Genomic DNA, 20,820 nt, shown 5'->3' on the forward strand with positions numbered 1-20,820 from the left:
TGTCCTCACTAAACACCACGCCGAGGCAAACAAAAACTCCAGCCACATGACCAATTAAGGCCACATAACTGGAGCAAGGACATGACTTCTTTTAATCCTGCATTCGCCGGCCTCACAACCCGCCGTTATCCTTCCGCAAATTCCATGCCTGCACCGCGCTGACCGCAGCTGCCGGGGTGACGCGCACGGCACTGGGACAGGTGTCGCCAAAGAACCGGCCGGAAACCACGCGATAGCCATCGTCAATGAAAAGCTCGAAAACGGACACGTCAATGAACAACCGAATCGTCACGGTCTTACCTGCTGGAAAACCAAATTGCCGCAGACTACCGCCATTATTGCGGTTCTCCCGCTGCACCATACCCTGCCCGCTATCGGAATCAAGGTTAATCAGCAACTGATCATGATCGCCGTCAGGAATATGCAGCGTCGTCTTCTGTCCGGCCGCCAGCGTCATCGTGAGTTCGAAGGCACCGGTTAAGTCGGCCACTGACCAGTTGTCGGCCGTCTGTGTCACAGTCGGCAAGCTATCATCCGCAGTCTCGCGCAACGTCTCAACGTTTGGATGCGGCACCAGACAAACATGCCCATCGCGGAGATCCAGCTTCCGCACGTAACTCAATACGCCTTCCCAGCCATCGTCATCAGTTGGATAACTCGTGTCCGGCAAGCCTAACCACGAAATCGCAAGCGTGCCATCCTTTTCGGTATTGGCCAGCCGAGTCGCGTAAAAGTCAAAGCCTTTATCAATGTTCTGCAAGTGCTGATGCGTCAAGGCACCGGTTTCAGGATCAAAACTATCGGCCACAAGCGCAATGTTAGGGAAAACATTTTCATATTCGAAAAAGTCCTGATCCAACCCTTGCGGACAATAAACCAACACAACCTTACCGTTAATGAAGGCGATGTTAGGGCACTCAACCATGTAACCGCAAAACTCGTCCGGGATCCCGAGCGGCGCCACGAAACGCCAAGTCTTGTCCGGTTTTTTTTCGTATAACAAAATAGCGCCAGTGTGATCAGCACGCTGGCCGCCCACTAGGACATAGGTTTTGTCTTGATATTTGAAAAGAAACGGATCGCGAAACTCTTGGGTATACCCAGCTGGTGGCGCAGCAATCAACGGCTTAGGATCTTTAAACAGCCGACTATCCGCACCCAACACCGCACCCAGTTGAGTCGCATGCCGATGCCATTGTTCGTCACGCACATTCCCGGTGTACATGATCCGCAACGTGCCATGCGTCACCAGCGCAGAGCCAGTATAAGCCCCTTGCGCATCATGCTCGTCCTCCGGCAAAAGATCCCCCGGCACCCGCCGCCAGTTAAATAAATCTTTTGAGACGACATGCGCCCACGACTTCAGGCCATGAACGGGGCCAAATGGAAACTGCTGATAATAAAGATGCCATTTGCCGTTGAAAAAGTTCAGACTACACGGATCATTGATCAAGCCGGTGTCTGGTTGAACATGGGTTTTGGTCCGCCACTTACTTGCGGCGACTTGAGCTTTCAAGCTAGCCACGTATTCCGGTGTCCAAGCTGAATACGGCTGATAACGCTTTGCCATATGCTCAATTGAATCGGTCATGTACTTACCACCTTGTGTTTGAAATAATACCCTTATCTTATCTGAGTTAATGGCAATGTCAATGAAAGCGTGAACAAAATAACTTTAGTTTTTCCATTGTGCTTGATGTGCTGGGATTTAACGGCAAAAATGTGACGGCTTGGAACATCATGCCTAACCCTTTAAGAGTTCATTCGTAATATAACTCAATAATTCGCGCTCACCAAACAAAAACCCCGCAGCTGCTTGCTACGGGATTCGGGCTTGGCCGATCGGATGGAGGCCGATCGGCGACTTCACTTTGGAGGAGTAGAAATGAAAAAGTTGGTTGGGGTTTAGGAATGAGTGGGTGGCTCACTTCTATGCTGTTAATACTACCGACCATGTTTGAACATTTTGTGACGCTAAGTTGTTCTTTGTGTTAAGCATCTTACAAGCTTTCAGATCACCCATATCTGACCAAAAAGTCGTCACAACCGACTCACTAGTCGTACATGTAGTCACGGGTCGCCGGCAAGTCCTTGCCTGACGGGCCTTTACTAATCAAATACTGCATGACGTCGATATTGCCGGCCTCAAAACTGGCAGCTGCGGCCTGCAGGTAGACATCCCACATCCGGGTGAACTCATAACCGAACTTTTGCTGAATCGGATTCCGGTGATTGTTGAAATTCGTATCCCAGAGTTCGAGCGTGTGCTGATAATGACGCCGTAACGGTTCCAGATCATCCAGCTGCATCCCCGCATCGATAATATGACCCAGATTTTCCGTCATGCCCGGAATATAGCCATCCGGGAAAATGTACTTATCAATCCAGGCATTTGATGCTCCGCCTTGTTGCCGAGTAATACCATGGATCAAGGCAACACCATCATTTTTAAGTAGTTTAGCAACATCTTTGAAGTAGCCTTCAAGGTTTTCCTTGCCGACGTGTTCAAACATACCGACAGAGGTAATGTAATCAAACGGCTCGCGATCGAGTTCGCGATAATCCATATACAGCACTTCAGCTACATCCGTCAGATGCTCGGCTTCAATGCGATCGGAAACCAGCTTGAATTGTTCCTTGCTCAGGGTAATGCCGACAACATGCAGGTGGTAAATCTTAGCCGCCCGCAACATCAACGTTCCCCAGCCACAGCCGATATCCAGCAAGGTACGCCCGGGCTGCGGATTCAGTTTACGCAGAATATGATCGATTTTATTCAGCTGAGCGGTTTCCAGATCGTCATCCCAGTTTTCAAAATAGGCGCAGGAATACGTCAGCGTCGGATCCAGCCATAATTTATAAAAGTCATTGCCGAGATCGTAATGCGAATGAATATCTTCCTTCGACTTACGCTCGGTGTGGCTTTGTTTAGGCAGAAAGTGTCTGAGTTTGCTGCTGCGCATAAAACTGCCGGCATTGGCATAAGCCGACGCAATCAGGCGTTGCAATGGTCGATTGCTACCCAACACCTCAATGTCACCACGCATATAGCCTTCACCTAATGCCAGCGAAGCATTTTTGATCAGCTGACGTACAGGAATAGCTTTTTTCATTTTAATTGTGATCGTTGGTTCGCCGGTGCCAAAGGTCTCTTCGGTATGGTCCCAATATTCAACCCGGACCGGAATATTAAAAGATTGACTGAACATGGTATGGTAGAACTTTTTTTCGAGCATGATGGCCTCCGTTTCGAAAAGTTACAAAAGTAATTATAAAACTTTTTAACCAAAGAAAAAACACCGCCGTAAAAATGGACGGTGTGGTGCCGTTTTCATTAAAATTGCCGGAACCGCGCCTGGCGCTTGGCAACCAAGCTTTGCGGATCCATGGCCGTCAGCTCAGCCAGTTTGGGCTTCACTGCGGCTTTGAGCGCTGCCGGAAAATCCGCACCGGTATCGGGAACGATCCGGTCACAGACCCCTTTTGCCAACAGATCCTGCGGTGTCAGCTGCATCACTTCAGCTGCTTCTTTCGCGCGGCTGGCATCTTTCCACAAAATCGCGGCAAAGCCTTCCGGTGACAAAATGCTATACATACTCTTATCGGTCATCCAGACTTCATCCCCAAACGCCAAGGCAAGCGCACCGCCTGAGCCACCTTCACCGACTAAAATAGCCAGAATCGGCGTCGGCAGATCCGAACAGGTCACAAGTAAGTCAGCGATCGCTGCTCCTTGCCCGTTCGCTTCGGCTTCTTTACCTGGGTAAGCACCCGGTGTATTGATCAGCGTGACAATCGGCCGGTGAAACTTAGCAGCCTGTTTCATGAGGCGCAACGCTTTCCGGTATCCCCACGGTTCAGGACTGCCAAAATGGGTCTGCAGCCGCTCCGTCAAATCATTGCCCTTGTCAGTCGCAATGACGGTCACGGCTTGCTGATCTAGCCAGCCGATGCCGCCGATCACCGCCGGGTCATCATGGCTCTGCCGATCACCATGGAATTCATGAAAATTGGTGACCAGACCATTGATGAGCTCACGGGTTTGGTACGGCCGCGGTGCACGGGCCGCCTGAACGGTTGCGTAGGCTGAAGTTTCTTTTTTTGGCATGCGAAAATGGCCTCCTTGATTCGGTTAGTACTTGGGGAGATAGGGTGAGAATAGGTGTACGGGACGTTCTATGATGCAAACGCGTTCGCAGTCGCAGAAATCTACGTGTAAGGACCTCAAGCCTATATGGCCAAAACCAGCCTGTGGCTTTCTTGCACACAAACGCGTTCACTGGCGCAGGAGCCTGCGTGTAAGGGCCTTGGTCGCAATGGCCTAAACCCAGACTGTGGCTTTCTTGCGCACAAACGCGTTCGCAGTCGCAGAAATCTACGTGTAAGGACCTCAAGCCTAAATGGCCAAAACCCAGCCATTTAGGCTTGAGGCCACTTACACTCCGATCTCTAAGCGCTCCTGCTCACGCTCTATGCATTTTTAACAAATCCCCCACATAAGCTTCCTGCTCACTCCGCGGCACGATAGCGTCGATGAAGCCACTTTGCAGCAAAGTTTCGGCGCGTTGGAAGTTTTGGGGAAGTTTTTGGTTGATGGTCTGTTCGATGACGCGACGGCCAGCGAAACCGATTAAGCTGTGGGGTTCGGCCAAGGTGATGTCGCCTTGCATGGCAAAGCTGGCGGTCACACCGCCCATGGTTGGATCAGTGAGAATGCTGATGTAAAGCAGGCCGGCATTGCTGTGGTTTTTAACCGCCGCACTAACCTTAGCCATCTGCATCAGTGAATGAATGCCTTCCTGCATCCGGGCACCACCGCTTGCGCAATACAAGACAACCGGTAAGCTGGCTTCTGTGGCTTTTTCAAATAAACGCGTTAAGCGCTCGCCAGTCACGGTCCCCAGAGAGCCCATCATAAACTTAGGATCCATGATGCCTAGGCCACAGACTTGGCCGCCAATGTTAGCTTGGCCAGTCCAGACGCTATCTTTTAAGCCGGTCGCCTGCCGTCCCGCTGCGAGTTTCTTGTCGTAGCCGGGGAAGTCAAGCGGATCGGTTGTGACCAGATCGGCGTCCCATTCAGTTGTTTCGGTTGCCACCAGCGCTAACCGCTTCTTGGCCGTGATGCGAAAGCCGTAGTGGCAATGCGGACAGACTTGAGCATCGCCTAAACTTTCCCGATAGCTGCCTTGCTTACAGTATGGACATTGAATCCACAGGTTTTCGGGCAAGGCCGCTTCACGAGCAAGCGCTTCTTGGGTTAGTTGTGGTTGGAACATGCAGCATCCTTCCTTTCATCCTGCCATTGCGGCAAAAAGTCGCGGTTAAGATAAGCGGTATCGGCTTTACCGGCCAATACAACGGGTGCCTGGAAAAGTGCCAGCGCAAAGTCACGGTTGGTTTTAACGCCTTGAACATCCAATTCGGTCAAGGCGCGGTGCATTTTTGCCAATGCTTCTTGGCGGGTTTGCCCATGGACAATGATCTTAGCAATCATCGCATCATAGTAAGGGCTGATTTTATCGCCAGGCGCAACGCCGGTGTCAACCCGCAAACCTAAGCCGCCGGTCGGGAACCGCAACTGATTCAGGGTGCCGACATCGGGCATGAATTGATGGTCAGGATCTTCGGCATTGAGCCGACATTCAATTGCAACGCCAGATGGCTCGGGCGTCGTCAATTCGACGTCTTCGCCAGCAGCAATCTGCAACTGTGCGCGAACCAAATCGACACCGGTCACCATTTCGGTAATCGGATGTTCGACTTGAATCCGTGTGTTCATTTCCATGAAATAAAAATGATGTTGCTTGTCCATCAAGAATTCAATGGTGCCGGCATTGAGATAATCAACGCCATTGGCAATAGTTTCTGCCAACTGCAACAGCTTGGCTCGCTCAGCGGATGTTAACACTGGGCACGGACTTTCTTCGATCATTTTTTGACTGTGGCGTTGTAAGCTGCAATCACGTTCAGGGAAGACGCTCACATGGCCTTGCCGATCGCGCAGCACCTGCACTTCGACGTGTTTCGCTGGCACAATTACCTTTTCCAGATACATCGTTGGGTCGCCGAACGCTGCCTGGGCTTCTGCCTGGGCACCGGCAAACTCGGCGGTCAGCGCATCGGCGTCGGTCAGCTTACGGATCCCTTTACCGCCGCCACCAGCACTGGCTTTAAGCATCAAGGGATACCCGATTGCCTGAGCCGCTGCCAACGCCGTATCGACATCCTGCAACGGACGGCTCCCGGGAATCACTGGCACTCCAAGATCAATCATGGTCTGGCGGGCGACCGCTTTATCACCCATTTGCTCAATTGCGGTTGGCTTAGGGCCGATAAAAGCCAGGCCGGCATCGGTCACCAACTTGGCAAACTCGGCATTTTCGGATAAGAAACCGAAACCCGGATGCACAACTTCAGCCCCGCTTAAAATGGCGGCGCTGACAACATTGCGCATATTCAGATAAGAGTCGGTTGCCCGCGGACCGCCGATGCAAATCGCTTCATCTGCCAGCGAGACATGTAGGCTGTGGCGATCGGCATTCGAAAATACCGCCACCGAGGTGATGCCCATTTCCCGCAAGGTTTGGATGATGCGGACCGCAATCTCGCCACGGTTGGCAACGAGTACTTTTTTGAACACAGTTCCACTTCCTTACACGAGTCTGAATCCGGCGATGTTAGCCAATGGCAAAAACGAGTTCGGCACTGCAGGCCATGTCTTCGCCGACGTATACCTTGCCTTTGCCTAAGCCAGCATGGTCAATCAGTTTTTCCAAGGTGACTTCGATCCGCAAAACGTCGCCTGGACGAACCATGTGGCGGAACTTGGCTTTTTTAATGCCGCCAAGATAGGCGGTTTTGCCTTTGAAGTCTGGCATTGACAACAAGGCAATTGCCCCGGCCTGCGCCATGGCTTCAATTTGTAAGACGCCCGGGAAAATCGGGTTGCCAGGAAAATGACCTTGGAAAATCTGTTCGTTGATGGAAACATTCTTTTGGGCCACAACTGATTCGCCGGGTTTAAGATCCAGTACTCGGTCGATCATGAGCATCGGATAGCGATGCGGTAGAATTTGCTGAATTTCTTGTGCTTCAAGTGTTTTCTTGGTTTCGAGCATGGAATAAAATTCCTCCTTAAAACGCGTTTGTTAGGTTAGCAGCTGCGCTCAACGTTTTTCTAAGCGCAATCAAGGGAGGGGGATAGTTCTGCTTATACAGAGAATTTTAGGCAATTTGTTCCATGCCGTGCCAAGCTCCGCACTCTCCGGCCAGCTGGGGTGGCGACGCGAAGCTAGAGTGGTGGGCGCGACTTTGAGCCTCTGCAAAACCGGCAGAGTCTCAAAGCTCGGCCTTGTTGTAGGCGGGGCAAAAGACGCCCCACCAACAACAATTTCACCACTGAGCCCCATCTGGCCTACGATTGCTCCGTCTTGGCACTAGGATTATTAGATCCCTTACAATTTCTCTGTAATGAACTACGCCCTGCCTACGCCGCTTATTCTTCGACCGTAAACAACGGCTGATCATATTCGACCAAGCTCTCATTGTCGACTTCGACAGCCTTGAGCGTGCCGGTTACGGTGCTTTTGATTTCGTTCATCATTTTCATCGATTCGATGATGCAGACAACTTCGCCTTTTTTGACGTGGTCGCCGACTTTGACATACGGATCGGCGCCTGGTTTGGGTGCCAGGTAAACGATACCGACTAGCGGAGCCTTGATGGCGGTGCCGGCGGGTTGTTCAGGTTGGGCAGCCGGTGTCGGGTTGACCGGTGTGGCTGGCACCGGATTGGAAGCCGGAGCAGCCGGTGCCGGTGCGACCGGACCCGCTTTGACGAGATGCAGGGAATCCTCGCCGAGCGTCAGTTCCAGCTCGTTCAAAGAACTTTGCTCCAACTGCTTAATCAAGGATTCGATCATTTTGGTGTCCATGACACTCACCACCTTTTGAAGGCCAAGACCGCATTATGGCCGCCAAAGCCAAAGGAATTGCTCAAGGCATAATCAACTGTGGTATCACGATTGTCTTGGTTGACCAAGGTGATGGGGCAGTCTTCATCTTGTGCCGCGTCCACGACGTTCATCGGTAACCGACCATCCTGCAACGCGCTCAAAGTCATAATTGCTTCAATGGCACCGGCCGCACCTAACAGATGACCTGTCAGTGCTTTAGTCGAACTGACCAGCACGTTGTCGCCGAAAAGATCATGAATAGCTTTGCTTTCCATGGCATCATTGGCTTTGGTGGCCGTACCGTGCGCATTGATGTAACCCACGTCACTAGGCTGAATGCCGGCTTCTTCGACAGCCAGCTGCATTGCGCGGGCGGCTTGGGCACCACTCGGATCAGGAGCAGTCATGTGATACGCATCACTAGTTGCACCATAACCTACCACTTCGCCTAAAATCTTGGCGCCGCGTTTCTGGGCATGGTCAAGACTTTCAAGAATCAGCGTACCGCCGCCTTCACCAAGCACAAAACCGTTACGATCGGCCGCAAATGGCAAACTTGCTTGGGTCGGGTCTGCGGTTTTGGACAAAGCTGACAGCGCCGCAAATCCGGCAATTCCGATTTCGTTGACGGATGCTTCGGCGCCACCCGTAATCACAACATCGGCTTTGCCAGCTTGAATCCGCATCGCTGCTTCGCCAATGGCGTTCGTGGCAGAGGCACAAGCTGTGACCACCACATAACTAGGACCGTGGGCACCAAAATATTGGGAAATGGTCCCGGCAACCATGTTACTAATGGCTTCAGGCACAAACAGTGGACTCACCCGATCCGGGCCTTTTACATACATCTTCGTCACTTGTTCCTGAATGGTTGTCAAACCACCAATCCCTGATCCGAAAATAACGGCCATACGATCAGCATCAACGGCGTCTTTGGTCAGCCCGGATTGCTCGTAGGCTTCAATGGCGCTGTAAAGACCATATTGGGTAAACAGATCCAATCGCTTGCTGAGACGCTTTTGCATGCGTGCTTCAGGTTTGAAATCTTTGACTTCACCAGCGACTGTGATGCCGGTTTTTTCAGCATCAAATTTGGTGATAGGTTGAATACCGACTTTGCCAGCGTCCATCGTCGCTACGGTTTCAGCGACTGAATGACCCAGTGGATTCACGGTACCCATTCCGGTTACGACTACTCGTTGCAATGTCATTCCTCCGTTCATGTCCTTAACCTAACCCGCCGGCGACTGTCAAAGTCTGTCCGGTTATGTAGGCATTTTCGACCAGAAAGCGGGCCGTGTGCGCGATTTCTTCGGGTTGGCCGAAGCGCTTCAACGGAATTTCCGCTAAGATCTGGTCCTGACTGGATTGGCTCAATGCTGCGGTCATATCCGTGGCGATCATCCCCGGCGCAATCGCATTGACGCGCACGCCGCGCATCGCCCCTTCACGTGCCAGTGTTTTGGTCAGGCCGATAATGCCGGCCTTGCTGGCAGCGTAATTCGCCTGCCCGATGTTGCCGGTCAATCCGACCACACTGGCGAGGTTAATGATGACCCCGGCACGCGCCTTCATCATTTTCTTGAAGGCAGGTTGGGTCACATAAAAAGTGCCATCTAAGTTAACTTGGATGACCTTGGCAAAAGTGGCTGGTTTCATCCGCATCGCCAACATGTCATCATTGATACCGGCATTATTGACCAAAATATCCACACTGCCGAATTGATCCAAGGCTGCAGCTACCAGCTGTTCACCAGTGGCTGGATCATCGACACTGCCTAAGACGGTGACAACCCCGTGGCCAAAGCCTTCTAATTCTTTGATCAAAGTTTCCGGAAATTCGTGGCGTGCATTCAGCACCAAGTTGGCGCCTGCCTGCGCAAAATTTCTGGCAATCGCTTCACCGATGCCACGCGAGGCACCCGTGATGATCGCGGTTTTATCAGTTAATTTCAATCTGCCTTCACTCCGTTATTCAAATCGGCGACCTCATTGAGGCTCGCTGCATCACTAATCAGATGCGTTGTCATCTTACGGTCAATCCGCTTAATCATCTTGCTAAGCACCGGTTTGGGACCCAACTCAACGATCGTATCGAAGCCTTCAGCCTTCAGTTGCGCGATCACCGCCGCAAATTTGGTTGGTTCCGCAACCTGGGCGGCGAGCACGGAACGCATATTGCGCGCCGTAAACGGTTTGAGCGCGGTGGTGCTGATCACCGGAATCACTGGTTCAAACACATTGGCCTGTTTCAACGCTACCTGCAACTGCGGTTGGGCACTTGCCATTAAGGGACTGTGAAACCCGCCAGCCACATGCAACGGAATGGCGCGGACGCCTTGTGCTTTTAGCCATTTTTCAACGGCTGCCAAGGCTTCATGGGTGCCTGCCAAAACCGTTTGCTTGGGGCCGTTGTAGTTGGCCGGCCAAACATCCGGTGCCTGTTCGCAGGCTTCCTGAATGACCGCCTGATCACCGCTCATAACCGCCAACATACCACCTGGCCGATTCTGACAAGCCGTCGCCATCGCTTTACCGCGCGCCGCGACTAATTTAAGTCCGTCTTCCAGACTAAGACCGCCGCCAGCAATCAGCGCACTGTACTCGCCCAGACTCAATCCGGCCAAAGCCGTTTCCGGTGGTAATTCAGCGAATGCGACTTCATGCATGGCCACACTATAAGCCACCAACGCCGGCTGCAAGTCATCCGGATGCGCGGCAAAATCGCCATTGGCCAAAAACTCAGGCAAGTCAAAGTCCAAAACGGCGTCGGCACGGTCAATAATCTCTTTGAATATCAAAGTATTCTGGTAAAAATCGATCCCCATTCCGGGGACCTCGGCACCTTGGCCGTTAAACACATAAGCAAATTGCAACAGATGGAACCCTCCTTGTCATGTGTTTACTGACGTGGAAATGCATCCGCAGTCGTACTTGTGAGAAGGTCAGCCATTTTTGAGCCGGCCAAAATCTCTTTTGCCTGCTGCATGACTTCTTCAACGATGTCCTGACTGCTTTCTTCGCGCTTGACCAAACCGGAAATTTGACCGGCCATGAATGAACCATGATCGCGATCGCCTTCCAGAACAGCTTTACGCAAACTGCCATTACCTAATTCTTCAACAGCGGTAAAGTCAGTCGTACCGGACAAGGCGATTTCCTTTTCCAGTTTCAGGTAGTTACGACTCATCGGGTTTTTCAGCACGCGGGCTGCATGACCGACATACATACCGGTAACAAGCGTATCCACGTCTTTCGCCTTGATCACCGCATCTTTATAGTTTTGGTGAATCCGGCTTGAAGTTGATGTCAGGAAGCGGGTGCCCATTTGAACGCCGATCGCACCCAGGCTGAGTGCGGCCGCAACACCGCGACCATCGGCAATCCCACCGGCCGCAACAACCGGAATATCAACGGCATCAACGACTTGTGGCACCAAGGCCATGGTCGTGATACTGCCAATGTGACCGCCGGATTCCATGCCTTCAGCAATCACACCGTCCACGCCATCACGCGCCATGCGCTTGGCCATAGAAACAGACGGCACCACCGGCATCACAACGGTGCCATTTTGCTGGAGCCGTTCCAGATAGCGGCTAGGATCGCCGGCGCCTGTGGTTACCAAGGCAACCTTGGCATCAACAATGACATCAATAACCTGTTCGACAAAAGGCGATAACAGCATCACGTTCACACCGAACGCCTTGTCTGTCATTGATTTTGCAACTTCGATCTGTTCCTTAACCCACGAAGCAGGGGCATGACCGGAGCCAATGATACCAAGACCACCGGCTTCAGAAACCGACGCAGCTAATTTACCGTCAGCAACCCATGCCATGCCGCCTTGAAAAAGCGGATACTTAACGCCTAAGCGTTCCATTAATGGACTCATTGGCCCACTCCTCTCCAGTTGTCTTAAGCTTCGGTCTTTTCAGTGATGAAGTTTACCAGATCAGCAACCGTTTCGATGCTTTCATCGGTTTCGATCTTAACGTCGAATTCGTCTTCGATTTCGTTGATGATTTCGAAAATGTCCAAGCTATCTGCATCCAGATCATTCTTGAAGTTGGTTGTCAACGTAACATCTTCAGCGTTTTTGTCCAATTGGTCAGCAATGATGTTTTGTACCTTAGGCAATACTTCTTCGTTTGTCATGTTAAAATGTTCTCCTTTAAATTAAGTGGTTTGACCGTTTTTTCGGTCAGTCTACTGGGATATTCGAATTAATACGTCATAATCAGCGACCCGACTGATAAGCCGCCGCCAAAACCGCTGAGGACCAATTTCTGCCCCCGTTTCAGGCGACCGCTTTCAGCTAATTGTGCCAACAGAATCGGCACGCTGGCTGCGCTGGTGTTGCCATACTCATCAATGTTGATGGGAAACTTGTCGGCAGTAACTTTCAGTTTTTTGTTCACGGATTGAACAATGCGGGCATTTGCTTGATGAAGCAGGAACCAATCGATATCATCCGTGGTCATCGCCGCTTGATCCAGCGCTCGCTGAATCGACCGTGGGACTTCACTGATGGCAAATTGGTAAACCGCCCGGCCGTTCATTTTGAAATAAGCTGAAGGTTCTTCAGCCGCATCCGCAAACGGACTTTGATTGCCTTGAGCCCCAGCTGACAGTACCATCTCGGTATCGCCGAAGCTTTTGAGGTCAACTGCCTGCACCGGCGCGCCTTGATCACTGATCAAAACGCCACCAGCACCATCAGCGAACAACACTGCTGTGCGGCGATCATGCCAATCAACCAATCGGGAAAGCACTTCGCTTCCGATGACCAAACCTTGATGAACCGTCGGGCTGGTCATCAGTCGATCGGCAACGTGCAACGCATACTCAAAACCGGCGCAGGCAACGTTGAGATTAAATGCAAATGCATGATTTGCATTAAGTGCTGCTTGCAGGCGATTTGCCTCGGCCGGGGTTGCATAGTCCGGGCTCATGGTCGCCACGATGATGAAATCAAGCTGGTCGGCACTCGTCGTCGACTTCGTCAAAAGCTTCTGGGCAACATCATACGCTAGATCAAAGTTACGCTGATCGGTGACCACATGGCGGGTTTTAATCCCCGTACGTTCTCTGATCCAACTGTCAGATGTATCCATAAATTGACGTAACTGCTCATTTTCAACACGCGTGGCAGGTACCGAATAAGCACTGGCCAGAATCTCCAAGACGGGGCCTTCTTTCTAATGACGATATTCGTCAATAAATTCATTGAGATTATCCAGCGCGCGTTCGATCAACTCGATTTGCGGCTCGGTAAATCCTTTAACAAAACTTGCAACCATTTTCTGGTGAAAGGCAAGGTGGGCGCGATACATTAGGCGCCCTTTGCGGCTAAGTCGCAGATTCACGACCCGTTTGTCCGACTCAAGATGCAGTCGTTCGACATACCCTTTGCGTGCCAGATTGTTAATCGCCACACTTAGGGTTCCTTGCGTCACATGCAGCTTTTTGGCCACATCACTTGAGCTGGGTGTCGCATGAATACCAATCGCATCAATGGTGTGCATTTCTTTAATACCTAAATCCCGGAACTGACTTTTGCGCAGTTCCTCTTCTTCCATTCGTAGGATATCTGAATAAACGCGAATGAGTTTATCATTAATCCGCTTGACGCTTGGCTTTTGGGACATTGGTGTGCCTCCATGTACAACTGATTTGATATTCAAAGTATCAGTTGAAAAAAAAAGCCTGTCAAGTGAACTAAGCATTTGCTTCTACCACAAAATGCAATTCTGCGTGGCAGACGAGCTCATCACCGATACTGGCGGTCGTGGTGACCACCCCCATGTTCGCCCGAACCTTGCCCATTTTGACTGCCAGCGTCAAAACGCTACCAGTCGGGACAGGCTTCAGGAATTCTGTTTTGCCGATACTTGCCAGATAAGCGGTTTTACCGGCAAACTTTGGTGATTTCAAAATCAGGATTGATGCCGCTTGGGCCAGCGTCTCAATAATCAACGTCGGCGGCATGGTTAACTCGCCCGGCAGATAAGCAACCAGATGATCCTCTGCCACGCTGACATACTTCTCCGCGACAATGGATTCATCCGGTACTAGTTCGGAGACCCGATCGATATAGAACAAAGGATAACGATTCGGAATCAGCGTCTGTATGGTTGAGGTATCCAAAGTTGTCATAGCCTCGCCTCCTTTAACCACGATCGCAATTGAGCACTTGCAGAAAAGATTATCTTGTCGCCAAACAAAACAAAAACTTCCGCTTGGATCAGGCGCTCACATGCTTTCGCTCTTTTGTCCAACCAGATTAATTGGATGTTCAAAGCATATGCAGAACTGTTTTGATTGTCAAACCTTTTTCGCCTATATTCTTTTGTGAGAATATAGGCACAAGCGAATGAAGGCGGTCCCAGATAACTTTGTTGTGGGATTTAAGGCATGCCATAAACTGTGAACGGATACAAAAAATAATTTTTGAAAAATTGAGTTTTTGCGGCCCGCTTTTCTGACCAAAATAAAAAACGCGATGACCGTTGCAAGACATCCGATCACCGCTAAAAATATAATTTTTTTGGTTAGAATTCACTTGTACTGATCAATTACCGGCGGCTAAGTGCAGCGCGCAACCGACTATCCTTCAACTTCAAGCGAATAATGGTGCCCACTTTTTCGGGGTCGTCGATCCACGGCTCATGGCCAGCACCATTAATGGTCACCAGTTCGCCATGTTGCACCACTGCCGCAATTTCCTGACCTAACTCTGGCCTTGCAAGCGCGTCATTCGTGCCCCAAATAAGGGTGGTGGGTACGGAAAGGTGCCGTAGTTGGTCTTCGCCAAGGCCATTATGGTTTTTCTCTGAATTCATGCTGCGCAACAAGGACAAGGTCGATACCGCGTAATTCGGTAAGTGGTCAAAGGCGTAGACGCACGCGGCAAAGCTTTGCGGCAACTTGCTGACCGCCACTGGATCAGTGCCCATGCGGTGAAGCGGTCCCCATGCGCGCTTGGCAGATTTTGGGATCTGGCGCTTCATAAACCACTGCCCCAAGCCCGGCATCATCGCCATCTTGAGCACACCAGGCGTTTTGGTCATTAACATCCGCCCCGGATTGCCTAAAAGAATCAGCTGGTCAACGCGTTCTGGATGCACCAATGCAAACCAAGTTGCCCAATGTGCGCCCATGGAATGCGCAATAATCGGCGCCGATTTCAAGTCAAGCTTGTCCATGATTTGGCCGATTAAATCGACTGCAAATTGGTGTACATCCACCTGTTCATGATCAAATCCGTCACTTAAGCCCCCACCTGGCCGTGCCAGCACAAACAAGTGATAACCGGCCAGTTGCGGTAAAAGCGGCGCAAACGGGTAAGGATCGCCGGTATTGCCGGGAATGATAAGCACAGGATCCCCATGGCCGAATTCAAGCACTCTGACTCGCAAATCGTCTGGTGGCAATTTAAACCAACGCGCCTTGGGTTTCAGGTTAAAATCGGCCCATAGCTGGTTTTCGGCGTTGCGCGCTGCCTGAAAAGCGACTGAATCATGTTCAAGAATCGGTTGCGTCACAAACTTTCCCCCTCGTCAATCATCAAACAATCAACCAAAACCATCAGCTATGCCGTTAAGCCGTCAGTCATCGCGGCTTGATAAATGGCTTTGACATCTTCTTCCGACAACGGCACATACGCACGTGTCTCGAGTCTGGCATTGGCCACAGCAGCCGTCGCCATCGCATCAAAGTGGCGTTCATCGGCAATGCCGACTTCCGGCAGTGTCATCGGAAAGCCTAAATGCTGGATCCAGTCAAAGGTCTCGTCAATTGCCGCTTGCGCAACGGCATAAGTTTCGTCCCCTTCAAGATCCCAGACATGGCGACCAAAGCGGGCAAACATCTCGGCCGTTGTCGAATCCTTGGTCAACGCATATTCCATCCACCGCGGGGTTAAAATACCCAGACCGACACCATGCGTAATATCATAATAAGCCGACAACTCGTGTTCAAGGCTGTGCACGGTCCAACCATTTTCGTTGGCAACGCTCATGACACCATTAAGTGCCATCGTCGCACTCCACATCAAATTAGCGCGCGCATCGAAATTGTCCGGCTCTTTAACCGCAATCGGGGCCCACTTAATCACCGTTCGCATGAGGCCTTCCATCATACCTTTGCTAGCGTCATTGTTTTTAGAGCGATCAAAATACTGTTCAAGCAAATGACTGAAAATATCCATCGAACCGGCTGCGGTTTGGCGATGCGGAACGGTATAAGTCAGTGTTGGATCAAGAAACGACACCGCTGGGGTATTCGGTCCGTTGGTGCCAAGCTTTTCATGGGTTTCCGGATTGGAAATGACCGAACCACTATTCATTTCACTGCCGGTTGCGGCTAAGGTCAAAATGTCCACGACCGGTAACTGTGGCAACTTGTGCCGGGTCACACCGCGATCTTTGACCAAGTCCCATGGGTCGCCGTCATAAAACTTCGCGCTGGCGATGACCTTGGCTGCGTCAATTACCGAGCCGCCGCCGACTGCCAGCACCACTTCGACGTCGTTATCTTTAACCAATTTCTGGCCTTCGCGAATCGAAGCAATTTTAGGATTGGGTTCAATCCCCGGCAATTCGGTAAGTTGCAAATCTGCGAGCAAACCTTTTACCGTATCGTAAAGTCCGGATTTTTTGATTGAGTGTCCGCCATAAACAAAAAGAACCCGCGAACCAAATTGACTCACAGCATCGTGCAGTTCAACGTCAAGCCGCCCTGTCCCAAAGCGAATGTCAGTGGGATTTTTAAACCGAAAGTTCTTCACAGTGCCATCTCCATTTCTTTCACCTGTTATCAATTTAATTGTACCTTTATTGCGATTGAAATAGAAATGTTGTTGGTGCTTTAAAATTTCACTTTTATTGAACCGGTTCAACTGGCAAGTTCATCCCTCGCCATCCTTCTAGGGCACCTGCGAGTTCAAATGCTTTAAAGCCGTGCGTCAGTAAAATAAGCAGGGCTTGTTTGCCCAAAGTCGTCCCGGCTGTCCAGTCGTAAACGACATATGTTTTGTCATGATCGAGTTGATCAACCTGACTTGCGAGATCTTTTACAGGTAACGCATGTGCCCCTTTAATTTGAACTTTCTTTGCTTGAGCTGGAGCATTTCGAACATCCAAGATTTCATAGGTGTCGTCTCCCGCGTTCAAGGCTTTAAGGACGGTGAAATGGTCGATATAAAGACTTAGGTATGTTTTTAGCAAATCAATTTTAGCTTGTTCCATGGAGATGAGCCCCTTTCTGTCTGTTATTGCGTATCTGGCAATAACTTATCCAATAAATGATTGAGTTGAACCTGTTCATCGTGAGTCAAATGTCTGAATAGGTGATTGACAGCTTGATAATTCACCGGTAAAAACCGATCGAGCAATTCCGCACCTGCATGTGTCATCTGTATAAGCGTTGCGCGTTTGTCTGCAGCTGTTGATACTTTTTCAACCAAGCCGCTTTTGACCATTCCTCTGACCAGTTTGCTGGTCGTCGCCTTTGTTGCACCAAGTTTGGTTGCCAACGTTGTAATACCCAACGCCTGTGGCTGATTGTGATAAAGAAACATTAAAATCAAAAATCGCGACTCAGTCAAACCAAAGCGATCCAAAACCCGTTGGTAATCGGCAGCAACTGCACGAAAACAGGCACGAAAATTCAAAAAAGTTAAAACCGATTGCGTATCTACATCGGGATAAGCTTTGCGCATAAGCTCAAGCCGATGTGCATCCGGTCGGTCAGTAAAGTCAAAACTCACAAGTCATCCTCCTATATTGTTAGCCGGCTAACAATATGATTATCTGCTGTATTGTTCATCGTGTCAAGCACGAAGGAAAGTTTGTGTGCCATCTTTTTTAAATTTAACTTATTTGCCACGTGCAGTGACACAGAGTTTTGTGACTGCCAGAGCTAGACGATTTCGACTCGTTCTATTTTCGGCGGAAATTGGGCTGCCCTTCACTTTCTATGACGCGCTCACAACAAAAAAGCCCGACCAAATAGTCGGACTCAGAGGTAAAACTCGTTTTAATGGCTGACTTTGACGGCATAAACCACATGTATCGGCGTTGACCGAACACGTAATAGTCGAGCTGCCTCCTGGTTGCCATGCGCGGCACGAATACACAACATGCGCCGTGCCTGTTTGGCCACTAGCAGTGTCGGAAAGTCTTTAGGAAATAATAGTGCAAATAACGCTTCATTCGACGCGCCAATCAATGATAAGGGACACCTTTCTGCTTGCTGAATTTGTGCATAGTTTAGCATGTTTCTTTGCAAGCGCCAAGGGGGTATTTGATTTTTTTGTTATTTAAGTTAATTACATGATGCTAACAGTGGGTTTCTGTAAGTACATCCTGCAAATCTTCAGTATATTGAGCTTCTTAACTTTGTTCAAAGATTTAGAAACAGCTTCCATCATTCAAATTCGGTTAGCAACTGTGACGTCATTTTAACTGGGTATTTATCACAACACCGGTGGCCCAGTTGATTCTTATTGACGGTATACGCATCAACCTATAGACTATGTTTACGGCCTAGAAAAGGACTAATTACCCTTTTTCTTGGTCTAGCGGATTGGATGGCACCCACCCCTCAACATTTTTTGAGACGTGGAGGTGAGGGCCATGCCAAATTCAGGAGACGAAAGGGGTTCGCCGCGTTGGATGTGGCGTCGATTATCATCGCGCTAAGCATACTGATTACCAGTAGCGCTAAAGCGTACGCGATAATCAAAAAAGCTAACCGTCAAAGTTAGCTTCCACCCTTGTCATCTGAGCCGTGTCGAGGTCATCGGGGGCTCATCCCGGTGGCCTCTTTTCAACTCTTAAAATTATACGTTAAGACTTGCCAATTCGTCAACAAATCTCTTCCCAAACAAAGTGGACAAATAAACGTTAGTCCTTCTTTTAGCCCGTATCTGATAGTTGTAATTGGCCCTTTAATCGGTCTCACTGTAAAGCTACTAAAAGTTGCTTTAGCGTCTGCGTCAGTGCTTCAGGGTCCTTAACGTTCGTCGCAAAAGCTTTTTCGAGCACCTGAAATAGCTCGTGGACTTCTGTCGCCGTGGCTTTGCCCGCTTCGGTTAAAAAGAGTTGCCGCTCACGATCACTGTGCGGCGCCATTTGCTTTTCCAGCAAGCCTTGTTGGATCAATCGTTTCACCAAGTTAGACACGCTGGCTGGCCCGCGGCTCAAGTCGATACTGATTTGGCGTTGGTTCGTGCCAGGATGAGCGGCGACAAACGTCAATACCTTGGCTTGATCACTATTTAAGTCGAGATCGCTTAAGTGCTGGTTCAAAAAGTACTTCTGTAGCTTTGCCAGCTGATAAATTAGGCCGGAAATATTCGAATCGGTTTGCATACATGACCTCCATGTCTACTAACATACGCTTTTTGGTTTTAAATGCAACAGTTTCATCAGCGCCCCTTCAGCCGACTTTTTAGCCAATTTAAAATCTGCCTTATTTCAAAATAACAAAAAGGCATTTCACAAGTAGATTTTGCGAAACACCTCTTTAAAAATTAATCGTCATCGTCTTGAATCAGTTCCCACTTACCGGAATCATCGTCATACTTGCTCATCTGATCATGAATTTCGTCATAACGGTATTTGTTATGCAACTCACCATCATCTTTGTCGTAAACATCGACTTCTTTCATATTGGTCGCAGGTGACGTTACTTCCACCCGATACTCATCAAGGTCAAAATCGTCGAGATCCGCAGCCATTTTGGCAACTTGGCGATTACTCAAATCACTGCCGCCCGTTGTTGTAGTACTTTCGTAACTCTCCGCTGCTGCCGATTCACTCGCGTTGGCAAGTGATTCACTGGCTGCTTCTTGCGATGCCGCGAGTGAACTCGATGCCGCCGCCTGCAAAGATTCTGCAGACGCTGAGGCAAATGAAGCTGACGAAGCATTCGCCGCTGAGGCACTGGCTGAACTGGCAGCAGCTTCTTGCGTTTGCTGACTTTGATTCTGGAAAAATAATACTGCGATGACAACGATAACCGCCGCGGCCAGAACCAAACTGACCATCAGCCAAGGGCGGCGCGGCCCATTTGGCGCACTGCCATTACTACGCTGCCGTCTTGAGTTTGGCGGCACTGCCCCTTGCCCTGTTGGCTGTTGCGTTGGACCGGTTGAAGATGCATTGGATGAGCCATTTTCTGCGCCCGTTGTTCCCTGATGTTGCGCCCGATACTGGGCAAGATTAAACCCGCATTGATGACAAAATGTTTCGTCGGCGCTAACTTGCGCGCCGCAATTTGGACAAAACGCCATGACCATTCTCCCCCTTTTTCATTGATCGGTCTGCTGATGCGAAAATCGCTCGCAGCCCATGGCATCAGTCTCGCGGCAGTAACCGCGCTGTCACAAACATGACCAAAGCCGCCCCGATCCCAATCGAATAACCGATACCCGGACTCAATAATCCTTGGATTTGATTACTGCCACTACTCATCAACGGCGCGTACACAAAGTAAAGCGATGCATAGCCAAGCAAGCCCAACATGCCACCGAATCGCATCATGCCGCGTGACCGGAAGAAACCAAACAACAAGCCCAATGCCGGACCCAAACCTGCTAACACCAAAGCCAGATAAGGCAAATTAGCCTTCGCCGAACTGACGGTACCGGCAGCTGCGGCGGTTTCTGCTAATGTATTCGCACTGCGCACCAAATCATACAGACTCCCGCCAACTGCAGTGGTTCCCACGCCGCTGGCACCAAATGGCCACGCATAGGCAGCCATCAAGGCAACAAAAGCAGCCAGTAAATAAGCAATCCAAATCACGCCACCGCGTCGTCGCGGTTTTCCGGCAAGCCGCGTCCACCAGTGTTGCGG

At 50.2% G+C, this 20,820-nt stretch carries 22 protein-coding genes and 1 pseudogene; all 23 read right to left on the minus strand.

Annotated elements, in window-relative coordinates:
* Positions 1 to 112: 112 nt before the first annotated feature.
* Positions 113 to 1,591: a sucrose-6-phosphate hydrolase gene (locus LBCZ_RS09745; protein ID WP_010491716.1), complete on the minus strand. Its 1,479-nt coding sequence runs from the start codon at positions 1,589 to 1,591 to the stop codon at positions 113 to 115.
* A gap of 463 nt (positions 1,592 to 2,054) precedes the next feature.
* Positions 2,055 to 3,236: an SAM-dependent methyltransferase gene (locus tag LBCZ_RS09750; RefSeq protein WP_010491718.1), complete on the minus strand. Its 1,182-nt coding sequence runs from the start codon at positions 3,234 to 3,236 to the stop codon at positions 2,055 to 2,057.
* 98 nt (positions 3,237 to 3,334) lie between these two features.
* Entirely contained in the window at positions 3,335 to 4,108 is a 774-nt protein-coding gene (gene accA, locus LBCZ_RS09755; protein WP_010491720.1) for an acetyl-CoA carboxylase carboxyltransferase subunit alpha, read from the minus strand.
* Between the two features lie 355 nt (positions 4,109 to 4,463).
* A complete protein-coding gene (locus LBCZ_RS09760; RefSeq protein WP_010491722.1) occupies positions 4,464 to 5,279 on the minus strand; it encodes an acetyl-CoA carboxylase carboxyltransferase subunit beta in 816 nt (271 codons plus the stop codon).
* Positions 5,261 to 6,643, minus strand: coding sequence for an acetyl-CoA carboxylase biotin carboxylase subunit (locus LBCZ_RS09765; RefSeq protein WP_010491724.1), 1,383 nt, complete (start codon positions 6,641 to 6,643; stop codon positions 5,261 to 5,263). The genes LBCZ_RS09760 and LBCZ_RS09765 overlap by 19 nt, the downstream gene beginning before the upstream one ends.
* A gap of 37 nt (positions 6,644 to 6,680) precedes the next feature.
* Positions 6,681 to 7,121 (minus strand): 3-hydroxyacyl-ACP dehydratase FabZ, encoded by a 441-nt coding sequence (gene fabZ / locus LBCZ_RS09770; protein ID WP_010491726.1) that lies wholly within the window; start codon positions 7,119 to 7,121, stop codon positions 6,681 to 6,683.
* Between the two features lie 377 nt (positions 7,122 to 7,498).
* A complete protein-coding gene (accB, locus tag LBCZ_RS09775; RefSeq protein WP_010491727.1) occupies positions 7,499 to 7,936 on the minus strand; it encodes an acetyl-CoA carboxylase biotin carboxyl carrier protein in 438 nt (145 codons plus the stop codon).
* A gap of 5 nt (positions 7,937 to 7,941) precedes the next feature.
* Positions 7,942 to 9,162 carry a beta-ketoacyl-ACP synthase II gene (fabF, locus tag LBCZ_RS09780; protein WP_010491729.1) on the minus strand — a complete coding sequence of 407 codons (1,221 nt, stop codon included), beginning with the start codon at positions 9,160 to 9,162 and terminating at the stop codon, positions 7,942 to 7,944.
* Positions 9,163 to 9,184: 22 nt separating this feature from the next.
* Positions 9,185 to 9,913: a 3-oxoacyl-ACP reductase family protein gene (locus tag LBCZ_RS09785; RefSeq protein ID WP_010491731.1), complete on the minus strand. Its 729-nt coding sequence runs from the start codon at positions 9,911 to 9,913 to the stop codon at positions 9,185 to 9,187.
* A complete protein-coding gene (locus LBCZ_RS09790) occupies positions 9,910 to 10,833 on the minus strand; it encodes an ACP S-malonyltransferase (RefSeq protein WP_025012993.1) in 924 nt (307 codons plus the stop codon). The genes LBCZ_RS09785 and LBCZ_RS09790 overlap by 4 nt, the downstream gene beginning before the upstream one ends.
* Positions 10,834 to 10,859: 26 nt before the next feature.
* Positions 10,860 to 11,849 (minus strand): nitronate monooxygenase, encoded by a 990-nt coding sequence (locus LBCZ_RS09795; RefSeq protein WP_025012994.1) that lies wholly within the window; start codon positions 11,847 to 11,849, stop codon positions 10,860 to 10,862.
* A 23-nt stretch (positions 11,850 to 11,872) separates the two neighbouring features.
* Positions 11,873 to 12,112, minus strand: coding sequence for an acyl carrier protein (locus tag LBCZ_RS09800; RefSeq protein WP_010491736.1), 240 nt, complete (start codon positions 12,110 to 12,112; stop codon positions 11,873 to 11,875).
* Between the two features lie 68 nt (positions 12,113 to 12,180).
* Positions 12,181 to 13,140, minus strand: coding sequence for a beta-ketoacyl-ACP synthase III (locus LBCZ_RS09805; RefSeq protein ID WP_025012995.1), 960 nt, complete (start codon positions 13,138 to 13,140; stop codon positions 12,181 to 12,183).
* 15 nt (positions 13,141 to 13,155) lie between these two features.
* A complete protein-coding gene (locus LBCZ_RS09810) occupies positions 13,156 to 13,605 on the minus strand; it encodes a MarR family winged helix-turn-helix transcriptional regulator (RefSeq protein ID WP_005684753.1) in 450 nt (149 codons plus the stop codon).
* A 70-nt stretch (positions 13,606 to 13,675) separates the two neighbouring features.
* The gene (locus LBCZ_RS09815) at positions 13,676 to 14,113 is read right to left on the minus strand and encodes a 3-hydroxyacyl-ACP dehydratase FabZ family protein (protein ID WP_010491746.1); all 438 of its coding nucleotides are present in this window, start codon (positions 14,111 to 14,113) and stop codon (positions 13,676 to 13,678) included.
* 419 nt (positions 14,114 to 14,532) lie between these two features.
* Positions 14,533 to 15,501, minus strand: a complete 969-nt coding sequence (locus LBCZ_RS09820; RefSeq protein ID WP_010491748.1) for an alpha/beta fold hydrolase — start codon at positions 15,499 to 15,501, stop codon at positions 14,533 to 14,535.
* A 47-nt stretch (positions 15,502 to 15,548) separates the two neighbouring features.
* A complete protein-coding gene (locus tag LBCZ_RS09825; RefSeq protein WP_010491750.1) occupies positions 15,549 to 16,745 on the minus strand; it encodes an iron-containing alcohol dehydrogenase in 1,197 nt (398 codons plus the stop codon).
* A gap of 94 nt (positions 16,746 to 16,839) precedes the next feature.
* A complete protein-coding gene (locus LBCZ_RS09830; protein WP_010491752.1) occupies positions 16,840 to 17,205 on the minus strand; it encodes a rhodanese-like domain-containing protein in 366 nt (121 codons plus the stop codon).
* 23 nt (positions 17,206 to 17,228) lie between these two features.
* A complete protein-coding gene (locus LBCZ_RS09835) occupies positions 17,229 to 17,726 on the minus strand; it encodes a MarR family winged helix-turn-helix transcriptional regulator (RefSeq protein ID WP_010491754.1) in 498 nt (165 codons plus the stop codon).
* 269 nt (positions 17,727 to 17,995) lie between these two features.
* Positions 17,996 to 18,187 (minus strand): hypothetical protein, encoded by a 192-nt coding sequence (locus LBCZ_RS16390; RefSeq protein WP_010491756.1) that lies wholly within the window; start codon positions 18,185 to 18,187, stop codon positions 17,996 to 17,998.
* Between the two features lie 731 nt (positions 18,188 to 18,918).
* On the minus strand, positions 18,919 to 19,332 hold the full coding sequence (locus tag LBCZ_RS09850) for a MarR family winged helix-turn-helix transcriptional regulator (RefSeq protein WP_010491758.1): 414 nt from the start codon (positions 19,330 to 19,332) through the stop codon (positions 18,919 to 18,921).
* Positions 19,333 to 19,493: 161 nt separating this feature from the next.
* Positions 19,494 to 20,255: a zinc-ribbon domain-containing protein gene (locus LBCZ_RS09855; RefSeq protein ID WP_025012996.1), complete on the minus strand. Its 762-nt coding sequence runs from the start codon at positions 20,253 to 20,255 to the stop codon at positions 19,494 to 19,496.
* A gap of 64 nt (positions 20,256 to 20,319) precedes the next feature.
* Positions 20,320 to 20,820: pseudogene (locus tag LBCZ_RS16735) on the minus strand (zinc ribbon domain-containing protein); the annotation flags it as partial.

The organism is Lacticaseibacillus casei DSM 20011 = JCM 1134 = ATCC 393, from assembly GCF_000829055.1.
Taxonomy (GTDB): Bacteria; Bacillota; Bacilli; order Lactobacillales; family Lactobacillaceae; genus Lacticaseibacillus; species Lacticaseibacillus casei.